Annotated in this window: 17 protein-coding genes and 1 pseudogene; 4 read left to right on the forward strand and 14 right to left on the reverse strand. The window is 58.2% G+C overall.

Annotated elements, in window-relative coordinates; genetic code table 11:
• Window positions 1-3: 3 nt before the first annotated feature.
• The gene (virB11, locus tag N2600_RS26025; protein ID WP_260299325.1) at window positions 4-1044 is read left to right on the forward strand and encodes a P-type DNA transfer ATPase VirB11; all 1041 of its coding nucleotides are present in this window, start codon (window positions 4-6) and stop codon (window positions 1042-1044) included.
• Window positions 1045-1201: 157 nt separating this feature from the next.
• On the opposite strand, the gene N2600_RS26030 is transcribed toward virB11, so the two are convergent.
• The 6 genes and pseudogenes from N2600_RS26030 to N2600_RS26055 all read right to left on the reverse strand — a co-directional run bounded on the left by N2600_RS26030 (window position 1202) and on the right by N2600_RS26055 (window position 4681).
• On the reverse strand, window positions 1202-1417 hold the full coding sequence (locus N2600_RS26030; protein WP_260299326.1) for a DUF3072 domain-containing protein: 216 nt from the start codon (window positions 1415-1417) through the stop codon (window positions 1202-1204).
• Window positions 1418-1760: 343 nt separating this feature from the next.
• On the reverse strand, window positions 1761-2669 hold the full coding sequence (locus N2600_RS26035) for a nucleotidyltransferase and HEPN domain-containing protein (protein ID WP_222387190.1): 909 nt from the start codon (window positions 2667-2669) through the stop codon (window positions 1761-1763).
• A gap of 94 nt (window positions 2670-2763) precedes the next feature.
• Window positions 2764-3096: a hypothetical protein gene (locus N2600_RS26040; protein ID WP_445944952.1), complete on the reverse strand. Its 333-nt coding sequence runs from the start codon at window positions 3094-3096 to the stop codon at window positions 2764-2766.
• The gene (locus N2600_RS26045) at window positions 3080-3466 is read right to left on the reverse strand and encodes a type II toxin-antitoxin system VapC family toxin (protein WP_260299327.1); all 387 of its coding nucleotides are present in this window, start codon (window positions 3464-3466) and stop codon (window positions 3080-3082) included. Before N2600_RS26045 ends, N2600_RS26040 begins: the two co-directional genes overlap by 17 nt.
• Complete coding sequence (locus N2600_RS26050; RefSeq protein WP_162118950.1) at window positions 3463-3711, reverse strand: type II toxin-antitoxin system VapB family antitoxin; 249 nt, start codon at window positions 3709-3711, stop codon at window positions 3463-3465. The genes N2600_RS26045 and N2600_RS26050 overlap by 4 nt, the downstream gene beginning before the upstream one ends.
• Window positions 3712-3887: 176 nt before the next feature.
• Window positions 3888-4681: pseudogene (locus tag N2600_RS26055) on the reverse strand (hypothetical protein).
• Between the two features lie 187 nt (window positions 4682-4868).
• Between N2600_RS26055 and N2600_RS26060 the strand changes: the two are divergent.
• The gene (locus N2600_RS26060) at window positions 4869-6008 is read left to right on the forward strand and encodes an RHE_PE00001 family protein (protein ID WP_260299487.1); all 1140 of its coding nucleotides are present in this window, start codon (window positions 4869-4871) and stop codon (window positions 6006-6008) included.
• A gap of 180 nt (window positions 6009-6188) precedes the next feature.
• On the opposite strand, the gene N2600_RS26065 is transcribed toward N2600_RS26060, so the two are convergent.
• The 4 genes from N2600_RS26065 to N2600_RS26080 all read right to left on the reverse strand — a co-directional run bounded on the left by N2600_RS26065 (window position 6189) and on the right by N2600_RS26080 (window position 10261).
• Window positions 6189-8102, reverse strand: a complete 1914-nt coding sequence (locus N2600_RS26065; RefSeq protein ID WP_260299328.1) for a DUF3732 domain-containing protein — start codon at window positions 8100-8102, stop codon at window positions 6189-6191.
• Window positions 8102-8593 (reverse strand): three component ABC system middle component, encoded by a 492-nt coding sequence (locus N2600_RS26070; RefSeq protein ID WP_260299329.1) that lies wholly within the window; start codon window positions 8591-8593, stop codon window positions 8102-8104. Before N2600_RS26070 ends, N2600_RS26065 begins: the two co-directional genes overlap by 1 nt.
• Before the next feature lies 1 nt (window position 8594).
• Window positions 8595-9815 carry an ABC-three component system protein gene (locus tag N2600_RS26075; protein WP_260299330.1) on the reverse strand — a complete coding sequence of 407 codons (1221 nt, stop codon included), beginning with the start codon at window positions 9813-9815 and terminating at the stop codon, window positions 8595-8597.
• A 137-nt stretch (window positions 9816-9952) separates the two neighbouring features.
• Window positions 9953-10261 (reverse strand): hypothetical protein, encoded by a 309-nt coding sequence (locus N2600_RS26080; RefSeq protein WP_260299331.1) that lies wholly within the window; start codon window positions 10259-10261, stop codon window positions 9953-9955.
• A 344-nt stretch (window positions 10262-10605) separates the two neighbouring features.
• On the opposite strand from N2600_RS26080, the gene N2600_RS26085 reads away from it, so the two are divergent.
• On the forward strand, window positions 10606-10965 hold the full coding sequence (locus N2600_RS26085; protein WP_260299332.1) for an IS66 family transposase: 360 nt from the start codon (window positions 10606-10608) through the stop codon (window positions 10963-10965).
• A gap of 349 nt (window positions 10966-11314) precedes the next feature.
• On the forward strand, window positions 11315-11758 hold the full coding sequence (locus N2600_RS26090; RefSeq protein ID WP_260299333.1) for an NUDIX hydrolase: 444 nt from the start codon (window positions 11315-11317) through the stop codon (window positions 11756-11758).
• On the opposite strand, the gene N2600_RS26095 is transcribed toward N2600_RS26090, so the two are convergent.
• From N2600_RS26095 to N2600_RS26110, 4 genes are all read right to left on the reverse strand, one after another.
• A complete protein-coding gene (locus N2600_RS26095; RefSeq protein ID WP_260299334.1) occupies window positions 11702-12253 on the reverse strand; it encodes an AAA family ATPase in 552 nt (183 codons plus the stop codon). The genes N2600_RS26090 and N2600_RS26095 overlap by 57 nt on opposite strands.
• Complete coding sequence (locus tag N2600_RS26100; protein WP_260299335.1) at window positions 12253-12603, reverse strand: DUF3850 domain-containing protein; 351 nt, start codon at window positions 12601-12603, stop codon at window positions 12253-12255. Before N2600_RS26100 ends, N2600_RS26095 begins: the two co-directional genes overlap by 1 nt.
• A 17-nt stretch (window positions 12604-12620) precedes the next feature.
• Entirely contained in the window at window positions 12621-14762 is a 2142-nt protein-coding gene (locus N2600_RS26105; RefSeq protein ID WP_260299336.1) for an FAD-dependent oxidoreductase, read from the reverse strand.
• Between the two features lie 558 nt (window positions 14763-15320).
• Window positions 15321-18725, reverse strand: a complete 3405-nt coding sequence (locus N2600_RS26110) for a class I SAM-dependent DNA methyltransferase (RefSeq protein WP_260299337.1) — start codon at window positions 18723-18725, stop codon at window positions 15321-15323.
• Between the last annotated feature and the right edge of the window lie 166 nt (window positions 18726-18891).

An 18891-nucleotide genomic window follows, 5' to 3' on the forward strand; every position in this document is an offset into this window, starting at 1 on the left:
GCGATGACAGAGGGAGCCGACTCCGGCGTCGTGCGAGAGTTGCTGGTACCGCTGTTGCCGTTCCTGCGTGACAAATCCCTCTACGAGATCATCATCAACTGGCCAACCCAGGTGATCACAGAGGGCACGGCCGGCTGGCAAACACACGATCTGCCGGAGCTGTCGTTTGACAAGCTGATGCGCCTGGCGCGGGCTGTCGCAAGCTATTCCAACCAGTCGATTGACGAAACCCGGCCCATCCTTTCGGCAACGCTGCCGGGCGACGAGCGCATCCAGATGGTCATCCCACCGGCGACAACGAAGGGAACAGTCAGCATCACGATCAGAAAGCCCTCGTCGGTGTCGCTGAGCCTGAACGACCTCGATCAAGGCGGCTTGTTCGCCGAGGTGGCACGGGAAGACGCGGACATCCCCTCAGTCGACCGTAGGCTCCTGGAATTTTACCAAAATGGATCCTACCAAGCCTTTCTTCGTGAAGCGGTCCATGCGCGCAAGAACATCATCATCTCCGGGGCGACCGGCTCCGGCAAGACGACGCTTTCCAAGGCGTTGATCCGCCATATCCCTTCGAGCGAACGCATCATCTCCATCGAAGACACGCCCGAGCTCGTCATCCCGCAACCGAACCATGTCCGTCTCTTCTATTCCAAGGGCGGCCAAGGGCTGGCGAAAGTCGGGGCGAAGGATCTGCTTGAATCCTGCCTGCGCATGCGTCCGGATCGCATTCTTCTCCAGGAACTGCGCGACGGAACCGCGTTCTACTACATTCGCAACGTGAATTCAGGCCATCCGGGTTCGATCACCACCGTGCACGCCGATTCGGCCAGGCTGGCATTCGAACAGCTGACACTGCTGGTGAAGGAATCCGACGGTGGGCGGGATCTGGAGCGAAACGATATACGCGAGATGCTGAAGATCGCGATCGACGTCATCGTCCAATGCAAACGCACCGATGGCCGGTTTCGGGTGACCGAGATCTACTATCGGGCCGCTGAGGGAACCAAGACCGTCGATGTTGCTCGTGGCGATCGGCACGCTGGCTGACGGCGTAAGTCCTTTGCGCCAACACTCAGCTTGAGTTGGTCCGCCGAGTTACAGGTGTCTGTTGGTCTCGTTCTTTCGCCGTTGCGCTGTTAGTGGCAACTCGCAGACGTTACGTCTTCGGCGTTCGGCTCAACCCCCTGGTTGCCGCCTGGACCGCTCACTCCAGGTCGATCGACTGTTTCAGTTCGTCGATTCTTTTGGACGCTTCCGCCTTGGTCAGATCCTCGGCATAGGCTTCGGGCTTGTGCGCCTGTTCGGACAAGGTCTTTAGATAAGACCGCTGCGCGCCGGTCATCGGCTCGTCGCCGCTGACCCAATCGTCGGGGTCCTTCTGTGTGTTGGACGTTGTCGCTATTTTCGGATTGTCAGTCATAGCGGCCTCCTGAATGCGTTCTCTAAACGTTCCAGGTGGTTCCCCGGTTCCAGCCTCATTTCGATCGTCGCGTTCGGCTCGATTGTCGCCCCTTCATTTGAGCGTAAAGGCCGCACGCCATCAACCGAGGAGAGTGCATTCAATGCAATAGTCGCTCGGTGAATGCGGAAAACGGTGTCCTATCACTTCGCTCGAGAGACCAGCGCGTCGACCGATACTCGTAGTGCGAAAAGCATTCGAGACCGAGTCGCCGATCAAGTCGACTGCTCGCACCTATCACGCGCGGGGTCATCTGGGCCAACGATTACACCGATTGACACCATTCGCCGTGCTACCCCGGCTGTTAGTGGCTGTCGTGTTTGAGCTTTTCGAGATGCTCGAAGCAAACGGCTCTCACCAATTCAAGCAGCGCGGTCGTCCGTTCGCCGAGCCAGGTGAGGGCCTCCTCGCTGATTTCGTAATGTTTCGAATAGCGCGCCTTCACATATGCTTCGTTCAATGTGTTGAACCAAGCACGTTCCCGGTGCTGATCACGCGGGAGGGCTTCGGCCAGCCGACGGTCCTGCTCCTCGGCGAGCGAGCGCAGGAATTTAATGTTATGCGATGGTTGTCCGTAATTGGTGAGAGTGAGTAGAACGCAGGAATAGGCTTGCTCAAGCGATTGATGAAGTTCGAAAGCCGCATTCTCTACATACCCCCGATCTATCGCCACGCGGCCCATTTCCAGGAAACGAGTTGCCGCTCGAAACCTTTGCTCGAAGTGCTCGGTCGCAACGCGGAGCCGATCCTCCATCGAAAGCCTTCCTGGTTCCGCCAGAGGTTCATCATCCAGTTCGTAAAGAACAATGCCTTCCTTGCGAATGTCAGAGAAGAAATACTGCCCCTCCTTGAGGTAGGTATTCACCTCGCGTCTCGAATGCACGATGAAGCTGACTGGCGTTTCGATCGCGGCTTCGTGGGTCAGCCGGTCGGCCGCCTTGTGCCAGTACTCGGCGAACTCGCAGAGCTTGCGGTTGTTGACGATGATCAAGAGATCGAAATCGGAGCGATACCCCTTCATCGTGAAAGGTTCATCGACCCATCCGCCCTTGGCGTAGGAGCCGAACAGGATAATCTTCAAGATCCTGCCGCGCTTCTTAAAATCGGCCGTGCCTTCCTTCAGCGCATCCTCGAATTCCTCGTGGAGGATTTCGAGAACTCGGCCGAGCTCTCTCTGCTTGCGAAGCGGCATATGTTCAAGCGACGATTTCATAAGCAATCGATAGGCGAAAGATTGTGTGTCGTCTACTCGCAGTTTTGAGAGGAAACCTGTCGGACAAATCACATAAAGCCACCGGCTAAGCCGATCAGCAGATCAGGAGCCAGGCCCTATCGGGCAGGTTGCGCAGCGTTCCGTCATCGAGCGCCTGCAGCATGGCGATCAAACCGTCGCGCAGGGTGGCTTCCTTCTGGCGGGAAGGGGAGGTGTGCTTGTTGCGTATGCCGGCCATGACAGCGGCGATCGCCCGATTCTTCCGGTCGAGCACCATGCCGCGCTGCGTGCAGTTCCAGCCGATCGCCAAAAGGCGGCGCTCGATGGTGGAGACTGAGTTCGGTTTGTCGCCGTGCGCAGCCGTGCCAACAGCACCGCCGGAGGCACAGGCGGTGCTTCGTCGGCCATGATCACGCCGCGTGGACATCGGTTTGAGTGAAGTCATTGCCTTTGAACAGCAGCGGCTCGCCAGACGCTTTCGTCAGAGCATAGGCAAAGCAGTCGCCAAAATTGAGGCCGGCTTTGTGACGGCCTTTGCCGAAATCGAGAAATGCCTGTCGGGCTAGCTCGCCATGCTCGAGCGTGACCGGCTCGATGATGATGCCGGCGCGCCGGAAGAAAGCCTCGGCCTGGCGCACGCCATCGGCCCCGAGCTGACCCTCGACCACCATCGACAACTCAACGTAATTGGCGACGCTGATCCGCGTGAGTTCCGCGTCATGGATGATCTTAACGAAACTCGCCGCTTCAGGCTCGCGGTAAAGGATTGCGACCAGCGCCGAGGTATCGACGATCATTTTGGCAGGCCGTTCTCGTCATAGAGGAAATCGGCGTGATCGACATAGGGGTGTTTGACGTGCGCTGCGGCGCGATCGGCGATCGCCAGAAGCTCCTCGACGCTGGCGCGCCCCTTTCGGCGTTCGATCTTCGCGAACCGCTCGCGCAGCGCCTCGGTGACGACGCGGGTCATGCTTTCGCCCGTTGCGTGCGAGATCGCCTGCGCTAAGCGGTGGGCTTCCGGATCCTTGATGCTGAGGCTCATCGGTGAACATTTCCGTCTAGAATAATATCGTTCTTTCTAGATTTCTACACGAGATTTCCGTCCTTTTCAAGCATGTGAAAGAACTTCCGACGCCAGATTGCAGTGCGTTTAGCTAACCTCGGCTATAGCATTCTAGCGGCGCGCCCGCTCCGAGGCGTTGCGTTATTGTAGTAGCTCTATGCTTGCTGAGCCGACCGGTGGCGCGACTGCTCCATGGCCTCCGGGAGACGAATTCCGCGGTCTGCTGCCTCGGTCAGATATCCCGAACGCAAGCCGTGCGCGGAAAACTCCGCCCTATCCAACCCAGCCACTTCCACCCGCTGCTTGATGATCGCGTTGACGGACTGCGGGTCGAGCGCCTGACACGACAAAGTTCCCCACCGCCCGATCCCCTAAACACGCTGCCGCTGTCGATCTTGGCAGCCGCCATCCAGGCATCCAGTGCCGCGCCCGGCCGACCGGACAGATGACGTCGTCCGCCTCGCCGCTGCTGGTCATAGTCCGACCGAGATGGATGGCGAGAGAGGGGAGGGCCATCCGGTATCTTGATCGGCGCCTCGACAGTCAGCTGCTCGCGCCGCAAGCCGGCGATCTTACCGCGCCGGCCGCCTGCGGAGGCAAAGGCGATCATCAGGATTGTCCGGGCCGGCATGCCGTGATCTGGATCGGTCTCGCGGTGTTGCGGGTGCGACGAATTTCAAAAGCAGCGCCTCGGGCGCGCCGGTCAGCGTAGCGATTTTTGGTTGGCCGCCAACCCCCAGGCCTCGAGACAGGCGAGATCCGAAGTCAGGGCGCGCAGGGTGTTGGCGCCCATGCCCTGGTTGACGAGATGGCGCAGCGTCTCGACATCGTGATCGTTCAGGAGCTCGGCGAGCTCGTCGCGGCGCTCGATCGGCAGCACGGCGGCGATGGTGTCGAGCTCTTCAGCGCTCCGCTCCACCGCGGTCAGGGATGTCTTGGCTTTGGCCACGGACCCTCCAAAATCGTGGTTTAGACGGCCTTGAGGCCGTGATTTGCTGCAATTCTTGCTGATTTGGGCCGCCAAATCAATCAACCATCGATAACCAGTACTTATCGATGGCCAGGCGTGGCCTGGAGCATCATAAGAAGTGTAGAAACTAAACTTGGAGATAGGTTCCTTTAGCAAACCATTTACCATGATTTCAAAGGCTTACGATCTCGCGAAAATCAGCATGACAGCCCTGATGGAGCCGGCGTTCGACGCCGGCATCGCTCTGACGCGCTTGGACGAGCGCATTGCCCGCTCGCCGGTCGGCCAGGGATGGATCGAACGGTCTCATTTCGCTGACGCCTGCGCCTCCTTGTGGATCGACGGCGAACTCGTCCATCTCGAAGACCTCGTCCTCCACGACGCCACCCGCGATATCCGCACACCCACCCACGAACTGACCATCGCCCGCGACGTGTTGCGCACCCGCCGACGCATTGCTGCACAGTCACCGGACTGGGCCCTCTCGGCGAATGGTATCCGAACTTTGCGACAGACGTCGGACACAAATCCGGTCGGCGCTACCGCGTTGGAGCCGGCCGGCGTCATTCGGTCCGCCGTCGTCATCGATCCGGAAGGGGAGGGGGACGACCGTGATGACGCGGCGAATCCACCCGGCGTCGACTATGCCGCCATCGATGCGCTGCTCGCGCGCTCTGACGCCGCGATCGAGAACGCAACACGGCCGGGCCACGGCCGGATCCGCGAACGCGATGCGTTGGTCTATGATCTCGACTGGGACGAGGACGCCCGGCTGGACGAGTGGCGCGGCGTGCTGCGGCAGGCAAACGATCTGCCTGCGGTGATGCAGGCGATCGTGACCCTGGATGCCTGGAACGAATTGTCCGTCCTGCAACATGCGCCCTGGCTCGGCCGGCTATTAGTTGCCTCGGTCCTGCGCCAGGCCGACATCACTACCGGCGCGCATCTGGCCGCCATCAATCTCGGCCTGAAAACCATTCCCGTCGATCGGCGCCGGCATCGCGATCGTGAAACCCGGCTGCTCGCCATCGCCCACGGACTTTTGGCGGCCGCCGAGATCGGCATGAAGGAGCATGAACGGTTAACGCTGGCGAAAACGATGATGGACCGGAAACTGGAAGGGCGCCGAAAATCTTCAAAGCTGCCGGAGCTGGTCGAACTCGTCATGGCAAAACCGTTGGTGTCGGCAAAAATGGTGGCGAAAACGCTCGAGGTCACGCCGCAGGCGGCGCGGCGGATCGTTTTGGAACTGGGCTTGCGCGAGATGACGGGGAGGGGGAGGTTTCGGGCATGGGGTGTCACTTAGGGAGCGATCGGCTGGCGGCGACGGGCTCAGTTCCGCGTGGAAACCAACCGAATGCGCTTGGCCCTGCCTGTTGTCGACAGACAGGATTAGCCTCGGCCCCACCCGCCGCAACTTTTGGCAGCGAACTTCGATCGCTCATGATGCCGCTGGTGACACCGCCCGCGAACGTGTCCTTACCGATCAGCCGTTCGGCCAATCGGTAGGAACCAACATCTCGTCATTCCACCAATCATGCCTTAGGTGCCGCATGAATTCCTTGTCGTCTTCGAATCTTGCGTGGTCAGTGACGATGATCTGAATACCGCCTTCCATGTCGGCCGCCACCTTGAACAGCCAATGGTAGATGCGCTTGACCTCTTGCCAGTCCTCTTTGTCTCTCGCACCCGCGACCGACGGGAAGTAAACCTGTGATGGCTGATCAAGAACGATAAACGAGGGTACGGGTCGATTGTTGCCGCGGAACCACGCGTGGAGTGCCATATGGCCCAGCAGATGGTACCAGACCCAATTTCGGCCGCTTCCGAAGCGAGAGAACGGAACCGTCTCGTCGGGAAGCTGACTGACCAGCCGCGGGCCTCTTATGTCGAAAGTCAGAAACCCGGCCGAATACTCCAGTTTTTGCTCACGAGCCCATTCGGTGAGCGTGTTGCCGATGGCGCCGAGGAACATGGTGGTCTTGGCGCGTACATCTCCAAGGTTCGTTTCGTCTTCGAGCACCTCGATGTCGGAGATCAGGGCATCCCGGGCGCTCTCCAGCGCCGCGTTGCCGTTCGTGTCAGCCGTCACGACGAGCTTACGGAACATCTGAAACATGCCGGACAGCCGGGAGATCTCGTTTCGCTTTTCGAGAAGTGCCCGGATCTCTTCCTGTTCTTCGTTCAAGCGAGCGACCTCGCGGCGAACTTCCGAGATCTGCTCGTTGATTTCGGTGAGCTCGGCGCGCTTGGTGGAAAGATGCCGCCTTAGATCGACGCGGTCGCTTCCAACCACGCTCAACTCTGATCCGAGCTTTACCAGTGCCGATCGCATGTCGGCAGCGGAAGCGGTGACGGTCTCCAGTTGGCTGTCACAGACGGGGCATGTGGCGGCATCGTGCCAGGCGGGAAGGACCTCGATCGCCTGGAGACGTCTGCGCTGCTCGTTCAAGGCGACATCGACGACATCCTGATCGCCGTCGAATTGTTCGAGAGCGTCGATCTGTTTCTTGAGATCGGCGCGTTCGCGGGTTCTCTTGATCAGTTCGGTGTTCAAACGTGTCAGTGTATCGACACCGCTGCCTGCGCCGACCACAAAGTTTGTTTGTGCGAATTGCTCGGTGAGCATGTCCACGAGCTTGATAGGGGAGGTATCCGGCGACGGGGGGTGGTCTAGTAGGCCGAGCCTTACGCTATCCGCGATAAGGGACTGGATCTCGCTATCTACCCGCTCGGAGACCGACGAGTTCTTCTGCAACTCGCGCTCGATCTCGCGCAACCGCTTCTTCATGAGCCGCAGCCGTGCCTGGTTCTCGATGATAGTCGGGGAGATTGCGCCAAGGTAGTATGGCAGGGTGTCCCTGATAGTTTGGACCAGTTCGCTCTGGCGATGGAAATACAGGTCTGGGTTGGCGATTTCATTCTGCTTCTGCAGGCAATAGATCAAGCCTGACCTGAAGGTGAGCTTTTTCTTGTCCGCCGTACCATCGGCGCGTGGCAGCAGGGTCTCGCCAACACCGAGCCGACCGCCGATACGGTCGACCACTTCCTCTCGCGTGACGTTGGAACGCAGCTCGTCGAAGGTGGGCGTCTCATCTCCCGCTAGATATACTTGGTGGAATTCTGTGCTGGCTTTCTTTCCGGTTTTCACGCCGCGCCTGGCGACGAACATGATTTCCGTCCCGATCGCCAGCTTGACGGCGAACCAGGACACGGCGCTGGAGATGAAACCAGCGGGGACGTCGAAGCTTGACGATCCAAGGCAGTAGTCGATGACACTCAAGAGAGCGGACTTGCCTTTACCGCTCGGACCACTGAGGATGTTGACAGCTCCAAGCTCGAAGGGAAGCTCGCGTACCCGCCCGTCGTGAGAATAAAGGATAACGGATTTGATTTGCATCAGGGCCTAACCCCTATCTTGATATAGATATCCTGTTCGGTGCCCGCTCGAGCCAGCCATTTGCCGACGAACGTGGCTGCCGAAAGATCCTGTTCGAATTCGGCGGCGATCGGTGATTTCCCCAATGTCGGCGGTGTGGATATTGTCAACCGTCCGCCGGGAGCGGCAGCGATCCATCGCGACCTGAGCGCGGTCAGCGCGCCCTCCTTGATTGAAGGAACCAGCGCGCGCATCGAAGATGCAAGATCCACGCGGATTTGGGGATCGTCCCTCAACCATTTCGGCCAACCCGTAGCAACCGTCTTGGGGAGCGAGGATCGGATGCCCGGATGCAGCACCATGGTAGTAGCCGGAAATACCAAGGAAAAGGGCATGGGTTGGGCCTGCTTCTCATAGGCCTTGACCGTTGCCTGCATAAGTAGCGCCAGGTAACCGGGGTTGAAGCAGTTGGCATGATCGGGTTGGCGGTGAACCCACTGCTCGAGCGGCATGTCAGTTTTCCCCCTTGAAGATCGACGACCACTGTGGATGCCAGCCGATGGACGGCTTGTTCGCCATCATATGGAAGACGCCGCGCCGGAGGTAATCGAGCGAAAGGCCCTTCAACTTGGCCTGGCTGCCCTGAAGCGTTTCCTTTAAGGCAGTCCTACCTAGCCCCTGATGCTTTTTCTCGGAATCTGGATCGTCCGTCAGAAATTGGGCTTCCGCCTCAGCCGTGGCGAAGTTGGTCGCCCAATGGCCCGTCAATTCTTCCTCGAAAGTCGCAAGATCTTTCGGTTCAACCTGAAGGTTTTGGACCCACCGCTTGATGTGGCCGTCCGCCTTGTAATAATCGGTCATCGCGCTGGAGACTGCAACCATGCCTCCGGTATGTCCGATCGCTGCTAGTTGCTTCACGAAGAGCCTGCGCCGTAGCACGTTGACGTCGTCGTCCCCGGGCTTTCCGATGTCTTCGAACATTGGAAGCGTCATCGCGGCGTACTGGACCACCAGGCTCGAAATCTTTTCCTGAAGCGCCTCCTTCGAAATCATCTCGCGCCCCGGCGTCCTCAGCCGCTGTATCAGGGCTGTGTACCACCAACCCGCTATCGCTTCGGTAAACTCCTCCAGGTTTTCGGCTGTCGCGCCGCTGAAACTCAGACGTTTCAGGATTTTCTTCCTGAGTTCTTCGATAACGGGCATGTTGGAGACGATCGTAATGTTCGACACCAGAGCTTTGCGATGGACCTCATCGAGAGCTAGGAACGGCCCAGCCCGCTTGCGATTATCTTCAACGTTGCTGGCGGCCATCTCTTCGGCGATAGCGACCATCAAGTTATATGCTTCGGTGACGTTGCGTTTCGACCCTTCGCCGGGGGCCAAAAGATGCTCTGCCAGCATAGACGAGGTCGAGCTGGGAGCGGTCGTCAGGAGGAAGAACTTGGCGTTTGCCGCATCGACCGCTCCCTTCTGTATCGCCATCGACCAAGCCCGCACGGTCTTCCAGACATCCTCGCTCTTGTCCGTCAGCGATTTCAACTTCTTCTGATCGTGATGCTTAAGCTGAATCAGCTCAAGCGCGTCCAGGCCTTCCGCCGTGACATCATCCAGCGTTTCGATCATGACGCCCTGCGCATGATCATCGGGATCTAGAGCGCGGTATAGTGCGTATTCGCATTGATAGACGTAGCCGATGAAAGAATCTGCTGCTGAAAAATTCGATGCTTCTGACAATCTGCGGACCTGCGTTCAAAATCGATGCGCCCGGCGATTCGGCACAAGTTAATCTGAACATTCGCAATTGAAAACGCAATTTCCAGTTTTGGAAAAAGGCGACGAATCCACGGCGCAGTGGTTTGTCATTTGGGGTACTAGGCATCACTTCTTACGTTGTAGAGCTTCAGGAGCGCCTGGATGGGAGGATTGCTTCGGCCTTTGGGTATCGCGACAACGTCGTCCGGACGAAACGCCAGAGCATCTACGTCTCGCGGTCCGATTTCCCATGCGTCCCTGAGGTATAAGGTCTTCTTTAAAATCGCCAGTTCCTCGTGGATCTGAAGTTCCCCGGATACATCGCGTGAAACGGGTGTCAAAAGGTATGCCCCAGATGATCCGAATTTTTCGATGAAAGAATCGCGCCCAACGGTGTTCGGCGGATCCATGGTCGTGTTCATCGACATGACGCTTTTCTGCGAAACCGGGATCCTAGAGCTCCCAGTCTCGTTCTGCCGGATGTGGATGCGGTAGGAGTTGGCGGATCTGACATCTATGCCTTTGATCAGAGCAACCCTAATTTTCTCGTCTACGTCTTCATTTCCGAGAATGGCCAGCCGCCCCAACAGGTCCGCGGAGACAGGCGAAGTCGAAAGCGAAGAAATGCTGGAAGGCTCCTATTGATGCGTCGTGTTCCAGCACGGATCGGCGAACTCTACGACATTGAAAAAGCCATTTGTGGTGGGCCGCCAGATGTGCGGAAAGCTGCGCGGCAACATGGCAGCGGTCCCAAGGTCGAAGCCTTGTGGCTATGGCTGGACGACAATCCGAACGGCAGCCGCAAAAATCCGGGACAGCGGAAGCCATCCGATACGCGCTTTCCCGCTGGAAATCGCTTTGCCGCTTCCTTGCAGACGGCACCATCGAGATCGACAACAATACGGCTGAACGGGCGATTGCGCTCGGCCACAAGAAGTGGCTGTTTGCGGGATCAGAGAGGGACGGCGACCGCACCGCTGCAATCCAGTCGTTGATCGAGTCCGCACCGCTCAACGGCCACGATCTGGAAGCCTACCTGCGGGAGGTTCTCACCCACATCGCCGATCATCCCATCAACCGGATCGACGCACTCCTGCCGTGGAAACTGCAAGGTCCGTCAGAAATGGCCTGACCGAACGCTTACAAATCTTGCGGCTACGACCCCGAATAAAATGGACACGCTCTAAAGCCGAAGCGGAGCTTCACCACCCGGCCCAGCCGGTCGGATCGGATGCTAATTATTAGAGCCAGTGTCGGGTTTCTAACTGGCTGGTGACGTCGCCTCTCTATTCAGCTTTCACAAGGGCGCGAACCATGTCGCCTCCGAAAGCGACAGGAAGCATATTCCCGCGATAGCGCGCAGGATGTATTCGGAAGGCCAACGTTGCAAGATTCTCTCTATCCACAGATCTGTGCGCCTGTGAGCGTGCCAGCCGCCGCAAGCTCGCCTAGTATGCTAGTCATCTTTGGGAGAGAACGCGATGCGAACGATCTTGAAAATCGGACTGGCCGTGATCTCGGATGGCATGATCCTTTTGGTTCGCAAGAGGGGCGGGGAGCATTTGATCCTCCCAGGTGGAAAGCCGGAGGGCGATGAGAGCGACATCGAGACACTTGAGCGGGAACTCGTCGAGGAACTCGGCTGCGGCGTCGAAAGGGGATCACTTACTTTTTCGGGGTGCTTCGGGGACCAGGCTGCTGGCATGAACGCAACCCGCGTCTTTGTGCGTCTGTATACGGGGTCCCTGGAGGGGACGCCGCGCCCGCTTTCAGAGATCGAAGAACTCTACTGGCATCCCGTCCGGAATTCCGACGATCCCGCGCTCGCGCCCAGCCTGCGAAACTTCATCCTGCCGTCCCTTGCCCAATCACAGTCCACCGCGGGACACGAAGTCGGCGAGCGCCCGAGCCAGTTCATCGATTGAGCCTTCATTAACGATCCGGGTAGTCGAGCGGCTGAACACATGCTCGATGTCCAGTTGCTGACGCTCCGTTTGGTCTCTGTCATCGACCTGCTGCAGCGTCATCGAACGCTTCCCGCGATTTTCCAGCCTCGCCGCCCTAACGAGCCGACTTGCATCGATATGCAGCAAATGGATGGGGCATTGCATGTCATATTGCAGGCAATCGAGCTCGGCCGGCGACATCACGGCGTCCACTAGGGCGATCTGTTGGTCCTCGATACATTCTCTGATCTGATCGATATTTCTACGTACCATGGCTGCGGCATCGCTCGCCCTCAGCTCCAGTCTGACGCGCTTCTGATTTTCCGGCGCGTGATCGATGCCCTGTCGGTCGAGTTCATCGAAGATTGCCTTCCCAAGGTAGATTTCCCTCCCATTGATGGTGACCTCGAGAATATTTAGGGCAGTGGTCTTACCAGCGCCCGTCAGCCCGCAGATGCCGACCACACATGGCATCAGTTATCGCTCGCAACCGGTTTAATGCTCAGGATGCAGTAACCCTCGCTCAGGCCTTCACCAGACAATGCGCAGGGAAATTCCGCCGAGGTTACGTAGGTTATGCGCAGCTTCAGTTCCCTGCCAGTGTAGGCGCCCGAACCGGGTTCGAATTCCTCAAGGCACAGGATATCTCCGACCTGATAGTCACGATCGGTGGCGCGACGCATGTCATGGGTCTTGGCACCGCTGAGGGTCGCTTCAAACAGATGCGGCCATGACTTCACCCTGTGCACCAGAGGCTGCCGCGGTTCCTCGCCCCGAGAATGGGCACTGGATTTCTGCGAATTTGCCGATGTCAGTCTTTCCATTTCAAATCCTGATCTTTCTACTGCTTTTCGCCTACTGGAATGAAGTCCGAATATTCCAGATTGAACTGCGAATCCGCCCTCATGCGCGCAAGCGGGACAGGAACAGTCTCAAGGGCATGGCGGACCTCTTCCGGGATCTCGACGGCTGTATGCCATTTACTCGGTGCGCGCGCCAGCTCACGATTGGAGATGTGATCCACGTCCCTAAGTGCATTCCGGTCGAGATTTCCTGCAAAGCCTTCCATCATATTGAGCACCACCTGCAGTCGATCACCATCCAGAAAAAAGTCGTCAGCCCTGCTGTCGATATATAACACACCGATGACGGGGTTGCGACCATGGGCATCCTCGGAGGCAAGCATCGGCAACGCTGCGACGAAGCGGACGTCGGGCGCCATACTCCTAGACGCCTGACTGAGATTGAGGAACTGCATGGCAGCCGCAAGCTCCTCTGCTTCGATTCCCTTCCGCGACCTTATCACCGCGTGAGTCTTGTACGCCAGACCGATCGTCGCATTATCAGCGGGAAATGTTCGGCCGGCCGGGCTTTCGCCGCCTTCGTCCACATCGACACCAAAATACTTGCAGCACTGCTGAAGCACCTCTTCACGACCGAAGCTGACGGCGCGGTGAAAGGTGACCCTAAGGCGCTGCCCTGTGGGATGGCTCGACGAAAGGAAGCTCGCAACCGCGGCACAGAACGTCGCGGCGACAAGTGCCGTCGCCCCAGGAAGATACTCCTTGCGCCACTGACGTCTGATATCATCACCCGCATCCTGGGTATCGCCCAACCGTCCCGTGAAGCCAAAATAGCCACCGTCCCAGCTCGGTTCGTCTGTTTGTCTGAATTTTTCCCTATTCCTCGAACCTAGTGTGGCAAACAGCGAATCCGAGAGGATGTTCTTGAGCTGCATCTCCCGCTTAGTCCCGTGCCGCCGGATGACCCGCTCGGGAGGAATTGCGTGCTGACGCACAAGGACCGTTTCCTTCTCAGTCGATGGTACGAAGCCTCCGGATTTGTATAGAGCATAAACAAGGACTCTGTTCTGAAACGAGATCCTCACACCGCCATCAAAAAGATCGGACAGCTTAGGCTTCTTCAGTCGCAGGATCACATCGGTATCACGGCGCAGTCTGCTACTCAGTCGTCGGCTTACCTCGTCGAAAGCGTCCTTCATGTCCAGGGAAAGCTTCTCGAGGCTCTGAAATGTTTCGCTTTCGCGACCTTCCTCGTCCTTCTTCTTGATCTCGCGGATCTGCTCGAGGAGCAGGTCGTTGTGGCCAAATAGTTCCGAGAGGATGCGATCCTGCCGGAAGTGAGAAATTCGAAGCCGCAGCAAATCGATCATTGCGCCATCACCCTGGCCGGAAAGCAGGAATGTCAGGCGAGGCTGCTCCAGGTTCGGCTGGCCGACCATGTCGTTGCGCCAGTAGGAGAACCTGCTCGCCGTTTCAATACCGAAGCCGGTTGCCGTAATCACGACATCGAAGTCGCAGGTCTGGCCGGTGCTTCCTCCGGTCGACCCCTCGGCGACGTTTCCGCTACGCGGTTCCCGTTTCTCACCGATCCATTCGATTGTCAGTTTCTTCGGCGCCGCCGCCTCGTGTATCTGCAAATGGCGCGTATTGCAGAACAGCTCTATGCGCGGATTCTTAATCTTCTCGATTAGCGTATTCCAGGCCGACAGAACTTGGACCACGACATCGGAGGCGCGTGCTGCGGTCCATGTGAGAAGTGGAAGGTTGGCCGCACTGATCTCGCTACCCTCCGCCGGCCAGTTGTAGATATGAGGGTGTAGCCATCTCGTGTCGCTACCTTGTTGGAGAGGCAAGAGCGTGTCGCGCTGCTCGAAGACTACAATGTCGGCTTGGACTCCTTTCGCCAGGAGCCCAGCAGCAACGGTTAGACCGGCAAAGCCTCCTCCGATAATTGCAATTTTCCTCTGGACCTTGTCCGGCGCCGGTTTTCCGGCATGGGTCACTGGAACGAACCCGCATTCTACAAGGCCATAAACCAGGTTCAGAGCCCGAACTTGCTGGCTAAGGACTGTAACACCGTTGTCGTACGTTCCTACCGTATAGAGAGGATGGTCCGGTATCTTGTAGGTTTCCGCAATATCCGATGGAGTTCCATGGTTCATGTCTTCGTTAGCGGTCATTGGCGACTATTCTGTTCCCATCATCGGTTCAAACGAGCGCGTCCGCTCCTCATCGGAATGTCAGCTGTTCCGACAGGCTTGTCCATAGCTCTTGTATACTTGTAACCCCGAGAGGGCGGCGCTCAGACGTTGCGTGTTAGGGTCGTATATGACACTCTTCCTGTCAGCCAGCATCTGCGCAGCGATCAACGTTGTTCTGCTTCGACTTTCTAGTCGAGCTCAACTGGACGTAGCGCTGTCGCGTATCAATCCCTCCACAATGTGCATGAACAGACCCCGGCATCGGATTGATTTCGAAATCCTTGACGCGGTGTCGGTGTGAGTTAACTTTGAACGAACTCGAGTCTTGATCGCTATGAAATTCAATATCGGATTCAGGACGAGACGTGCTGCGTGCAATTTGCAGGAGAACCGTTTCTGGCCGGGTCAACACACTGAGATAAGACGATTCCATTCGTTCATGGGTTTCAAAAGAGCTGGGCCAAGGGTTCATATACCTTGAAGGCCTGAGAGGCAGCCGTGAAACAAGGACCACCTTAACATCTCAGGAGCCGACGTTTAGGCCACACGGCGCCAGCTGAAGCTTCTCCCGTCTGCGGTGGAAACCAGGCCCATACGGTAGAGCGAGGCGAGCACAGCTGCGACGGCCGGGCGCACCTTCTGGCCCTGCTTGAAGCGGGCGGCGATGGCACCGGCGTCTGCAAACCCACCGGTCTCGATCAGCGCATCGATCACCAGTGCAGTCTGTTCGCTTTCGGCTGACGGGAAACTCGGCTTCGGCCCGGCCTTGGCAACCGCCGCCTCGCCGAAATCGGCCTCGATCTGCTCGGCCTTTTCCTTTTCGGAGCCGAAGCGGGGGATCTGGTAATCGGGACGCAGCCAGCGCACCAGCCCGCGCCGTTCCTCCTTCGCCCGCTCGTGGTTCAGCTCGACCAGGCGGGCAAGCAGTTCATCCTCGGGAAGATCGACCGGCCAGCCATAGGACTCCGACACCGCGACATCCAACTTGTCATGCAACTCCTTCAGGATCAGCACCAGGCCGTCATCGAAGATGCGGCGCTCTTTTTCGTTCAGATCATCCGCGTTCGCACCGGATTTCAGCCGCTCCAGCACATTGTAGAGCCCGGTCAGCGTCAGATGCGCCTGCTCGGAAAGCACACGCTTGCGGTGCGCATCGAGCTCCTCGGCGATGGCGCCGATGGTGGCCTTCTGCTGGTCGGTGGCGGCGGGGAATGGGAAGGTGTCGAAGCATTCAGTGTGGTTGTAAGTGTGGTCGTTACCCACACCGAGCCAGCCTCCAAGGCTGAGGGAATAGACAACATGGAAACGAGAGGAAAGCACCCCGATGTCATAGGGCGTTTCCAAGCAGATCATGACGATCTTGCTTTCAGCAATGTGATTGCTGTCAAGGAACAAGAAGATGCGATGCCGTGCGGTGCGGGTAGTGCCTATGAACCGTCGCAGGTCAAGGGTTGCTGAACGCTGGTTCTCATGCGTACGGCCAAACCATCCCCAATGTTCCTTTCTGAACGGCTCATTGTTCAAGTCGCGCTCAGGTTTCACCTTCATAAGAAGGTGGTGATAGATATCCGGGAACTGTTGTCGAATCTCGTCAAGGGCCATTGGATACATATCTATGGCGCAACGGTTTTGACTCTTCTGTACTAAGTCACGTCCGTTCGAATATGGTTTGATATGCCTCCTAGTATCGGAACTCCTCTTCCAGAAGTATTCGGCTTCCTCCCGTTCAAGAACAAATCCCTGTCCGTGAAGCTTGTAACCCATGTATGCGATCGCTTCATTCGCTCTTAGCCGAACCGCACTCGTGACATCCACGCCAACGGTCAAATCCGCGTTAATCTTGCCCTGTTTCTCCGCAAACAAAGTCACTGGGCTGTCCGTTTCCAGCGCTTCCTCCTTCGTCACCTCCAGCAGCCGGCCCTTGTGCTTGCCGGCCTGCGCCACCGTCATGGCGATGCGCACGGCGGCGCTGTCACGCGTCACCTTGGTCCACGGGTGATCGGCCACGGCCATGGTGAGCGAGAGCGGCTTCTTGGCGTTCAGATGCGGCTCCATCACCCGGCGCTGGAAGACCTGGCTGATGGAATTGGTGGTGACGAAGCCGAAGCGTTTCAGGCCGCTCTTGGGCTTGAGCAGAATTTCCGCCGAGTGGTCCCACCAGTACATGACGAAATCGGCGCTTTCGTTCATATGCTTGTGCGCCTTCCACAGCGCTTGCGCATAGCCTCCGCCCATGCGGGCGCGAATATCCTTGCCGCCGACAAAGGGTGGATTGCCGACGATATAGTCCGCCTTTGGCCAGTCCGGGCGGCGCGGGTTGGGATAGGTCTCCTGGCCGTCCACCACCTTCGGCATAGGGTAGCCATCCCATTTGAGGACCGCATCCATGCACTGGATGTTCTTGAACGCCTTCAAGATGGGTTCCGACGGTGCCGCGCCCTTGTTGCGGAAATGCCATTGCAAATGGCCGATCCACAGCACCAGTTCGGCGATGGCGGCGGCCCGCGCATTGACTTCGAGCCCTAAGAACTGGTGCGGGTCGACCGTATGGCTTTCGAGCGCCAGTCCTTCCTGTCCACCGAGATTGACCAGCGCCTCCAGCACTTCGCCCTCCAGCCGCTTCATCAGCTCCAGCGCGACATAGAGGAAATTGCCGGTGCCGCAGGCAGGATCAAGCACGCGGGTTTCGCAGAGTTTTTCGTGGAAGGCGGCAACTGTTTTGATCGCGGCTTCCGCCTTGCCCTCGGCCTTCTGCCGGTCGGCCGTGGAGCGGGCATTGTCCCATTCGGCGCGCAGCGGATCGATGACAGTCGCAATGACGAGGCGCTCCACATAGGCGCGTGGCGTGTAATGGGCACCGAGCTTGCGGCGGTCGGCGGGATCGAGCGCCTGCTCCAGGAAGGTGCCGAAGATTGCCGGCTCAACATCCTTCCAGTCGTGGTTGGCGGCGGCCAGAAGTTCGGCGATCTCTTCCTTGGCGAGCCCCAGCGCGCGGCGATTCTTGAAGAACTCGCCGTTGAATTTTTTCACCTTCTCGCGGATTGTCGCGGTAAAGCCGCCTTCGTCCATGGCCTTCCAGAGGTCTTCCATCATTACGGGGAAGATCTCCGGCTTCGCCGCGCAGTCCTTCAGCAGTGCCTTGAAACAGTCCTTCGGCAAAAGCTCTACATCCTCGGCGAACATGGTGAAGAGCATGCGCATCAGGAACATGGCCACCTCTTCCGTCGGGTAGCCGGATTTCTCCAGCGCCTGGCTGACGCTGGCGATGCGGGTGGCGATCTCGCGCGTCACCTTGGCGGCATGTCGGGAGGGATCCAGCGAGACTGGATCAGTCCAAATGGCGGCAAGCCGTTGGCGGATCTTCTCGTCGCGCAAGTCTTCCAGGTAGATGCGGAAGGAGCGGCGATCGGGAAACTGATCGTAGGCCTTCCCGTCGCGCCGGAAGTTAGCATAAACCTCTATGGCGTGGCCGACGTCGCAGACCAACACGAAGGGCGGCGGCTCATGGGCGGCCGGAAGCAGGCGGACATAATTTTCGGCTTGAGCTCGAGCGTTCATCATGAGCACGTCCCAGGCGCGGTTCGCGCTGGCACGGCGACCGCGTGGGGCGCTTTCCATGCCCGGCGGCTGCGGCACGTCGCCGATTTTCTTGTCGCCGGTGATGCGGCTCTGCTTGGCCTCCAGCACGAAACAGTCGCGCTTGTAGAGATCGATGCGCTTGTAGGAGACGGTCCCGTCGCGGGCCGTGTCCTTCAGCACCCGCTCGAAGACATAGTCGTTGCTCTCATGGCTAACCCTGGCTGTATCGGGATGCGACAGGCCGAGGAGATCGCAGAGCTCCACGAGAAACATGCCGTAATTGGCCCGTTCCTGGCCGCCTTCCTGGCCCTGCCATCGCTTGATGAAAGCTTCTACTCGATCTTGCGTGTCTTTTGTACTCACTCACGTCCCCTTAGGCTCCTTGGTCGCGGAGCTACTCAGTCTAGCCCTTGATATTGCAGATCGGCTAATTTTAGAACGGAAAGTTCGTCAAGCGCAGCGAAGATTCAGGTAGTTTCAACATGACCCTCTCGCTTGAGCGAGTATATTCAGTTCGTTATCGCTTCCG

The organism is Rhizobium sp. WSM1274 (assembly GCF_025200775.1).
Lineage (GTDB): Bacteria > Pseudomonadota > Alphaproteobacteria > Rhizobiales > Rhizobiaceae > Rhizobium > Rhizobium leguminosarum_I.